Annotated in this window: 4 protein-coding genes; 3 read left to right on the top strand and 1 reads right to left on the bottom strand. The window is 59.2% G+C overall.

Annotated elements, in window-relative coordinates; translation table 11 throughout:
- A partial coding sequence (locus tag QT222_RS03130; RefSeq protein ID WP_491476275.1) for a DUF8471 domain-containing protein occupies positions 1 to 911 on the bottom strand: 911 nt, incomplete at its 3' end.
- Between the two features lie 354 nt (positions 912 to 1,265).
- Here QT222_RS03130 and QT222_RS03135 point away from each other — a divergent pair.
- From QT222_RS03135 to QT222_RS03145, 3 genes are all read left to right on the top strand, one after another.
- A complete protein-coding gene (locus QT222_RS03135; protein WP_491476276.1) occupies positions 1,266 to 1,460 on the top strand; it encodes a hypothetical protein in 195 nt (64 codons plus the stop codon).
- A complete protein-coding gene (locus QT222_RS03140; protein WP_004060987.1) occupies positions 1,457 to 2,038 on the top strand; it encodes an acyltransferase in 582 nt (193 codons plus the stop codon). The genes QT222_RS03135 and QT222_RS03140 overlap by 4 nt, the downstream gene beginning before the upstream one ends.
- The coding region (locus QT222_RS03145) for an NAD(P)-binding domain-containing protein (protein ID WP_491476277.1) at positions 2,035 to 2,757 on the top strand (723 nt) is incomplete at its 3' end. The genes QT222_RS03140 and QT222_RS03145, both read left to right, overlap by 4 nt.

Consider the following 2,757-nt stretch of genomic DNA (forward strand, 5'->3'; position numbering starts at 1 on the left):
TTCCTTCCGGGTTGTATTTTGTTGTTCTCGGCGGGATGTGTGTTGTTGTTCGCGACGGGTTGTGTTTCGTTGACTGTCTCTCCGACGCACGGTTCGTTGGCCGCGCTGTCGAGTCGTTGGAGTTCCGTGACAACGGTGTACGTCTTGGACTCGTGTTCGTGGTTCTCTATTGCGAGTGTCAGTGTCGTCGGCTCTCCTTTCGAGAGTTGTTGGGGGTATCCGCCGATTTCGTATTCTGACCCGTTTTCGGTTACGAGATACACTTCGGTGAAATCCGATTCTGGCTGTTGTGTTTCGACCATTGCGAAGCCGACGCTACTGAGGAACGCGACGACGCTCACGACGAGGAGGACGTTAACGGCGAGCGACACTGACGAGCGTTCCGACTGCACCGAGAGGGGTGAACGAACCCCACTTGTAGCCGTTTTCGCATTGCCGATAAGAGCACGGAGCGGCGGGAGACCTGCTCGTTCTTCCTCCGGAAGCATGGCCCGCCGGGCGACGGCGAGAGCAGAGAACAGTATCGTCACCACGAACACGCCGACGCCCGTGATGGTGGCGTGGAATCCCCAGCCGAAGTAGTTTGTCAGGATACCGACTCCACTGACGATGGCGACGCTCGATGTCGTTGCAAGGACTAATCGAACGGAGTACAGGAGTCCGGCGGTGTGTCGTATCGGTCGCGTTAACGAGCTATCTTTCCCCATCGTATTGGACTCAATGTCGGAGCGCCGTTCCGGAAAGGCCGCAGCAAGAAGTGCGTAGCCTGGATAGAAGACGATGAATGGAACAACGAAGAGGCTCCGGACGACCGACCCCGAGACCCCGAGGAGAATCACCGCGAGTGCGGCGACCGCTCCGGCGACGACGAGGAGTAAGTCGAGTGTCCACCGACGGTAAGACGACTTCATCACCCGCGGATTGACAGTGTGCATTCAAAAATGGGTGCGACCGTTCATTTCGAGAAGAGCCGTAAAATCGGATTATCGGCCTGGTAAGGTCTGCTTGTAGATGGCAGTCTGACCCTCGTGAGGGGCTGATTATCGGATAAACCAACCATTCTCGCAAGCTGAGTCGCCGGTTCGAATGCTATCGACTCACTCTCACTGATCTGTCCACTACCGGCCACCCAATCTCTCCAACTTGCACACTATCGACCACCCAACCGCACCGACCCGAACACTATCGACTTGCCAACCCCTCCGATTCGTACGCGATAACGTAACACGCTCTTCTTCGCTCACTCTCTTACCGTCCCGATAATAATGGCCGTCTCCTGTGACCTCTTTCTCGAACCGCGGGCCGCGACGGTCCGCCCCGACCAACACATGCGCACTAAAACGAAACTCGTTACGGCACTCGTTGCACTGTTCGTACTCGTCTCCACCTACCGCTCTGTCGGCGGTGGGTCGTCGCTCCCGGACGAATACGAGACGACCGCTGACTCGACGTCGGCATGAACGAGTACGTCACCGGAACCGGGTGTACAATCGACGACGACGTTACCATCGGCTATCCCGTCGGTGACGACCCGAAGCAGACCGTCATCGGCGACGAGGCCCGAATCCGCTCGGGAACCATCATCTACAGCGACGTGGACATCGGTGATGACTTTATCACCGGCCACGACGCCCTCGTCCGAGAGAACACCCAAATCGGCGACGACGTCGTCGTCGGTACCAAGACCGTCATCGACGGAACATCTGTCATTGGCTCCAACGTGAGCCTCCAGAGTCGGGTCTACGTCCCCACCAACACCACCATCGGAAACAACGTCTTTGTCGGGCCCGGTGCGGTCCTCACGAACGACCCGTACCCGGTTCGACAGGACGTCGAAATGGCTGGCCCCACGCTCGAAGACGGCGCTTCTGTCGGCGGTAACGCGACTATCCTCCCAGATGTGACTGTCGGCAAGAACGCCTTCGTCGCCGCTGGTGCCGTCGTGACTAAGGACGTTCCACCGGAGACGCTCGCAGTTGGAACGCCGACCAAACACCATCCGCTTCCAGCGGAACTCCAAGAAAAAAATTCGATATGAGCTCACAAGCAACCGTTACGAACCTCTATGGGTCCGAACGACCCGAAGACGAGCAGGTAGCTGCACTGACTTCCGGCCACATCTCGGTCGGCGTTTACGGACTCGGAAAGATGGGTCTCCCCCTTGCTGCGGTCTACGCCGAGACCACCGAGAACGTGACCGGCGCGGACATCGACACCAACGTCGTCAACGAAATCAACGCGGGGCGAAGCCACATCGTCGGCGAACCGGGTCTCGACGACCTCGTTTCGGAACTTGTCGCAGACGATGCACTCCAAGCGAGTCCCGAACCCCGCGAAGTCGCCGATGAGGTGAGTATTCACGTCGTCATCGTCCCGACGCTGGTCGACGAGGACGACCGCCCAGACCTCTCGGTCATCGAAGCGGTGACAAACGATATCGGGATGGGTCTCGACGAAGGCGACCTCGTCATCTTCGAATCGACGCTGCCGCCCCGCTCGTGCCGTGATGTCCTCCTCCCGCGACTCGAAGAACAGAGCGGACTCTCCCTCGGCGAGTTCGGTCTCGCGTTCTGCCCCGAACGAACCTCTTCCGGCCGCGCTCTCGAAGATATCCGCGGTGCGTATCCGAAGGTCGTCGGCGGCGCGGACGCCGAAAGCACCCGCGCGGCGGCGCTCATCTACGACCAGATTTCCTCGAACGAGGTTATCACCGTCTCGGATACGACGACCGCGGAGGCGGTCAAAGTGTTCGAGGGG

This window comes from Haloferax sp. s1, assembly GCF_058382125.1.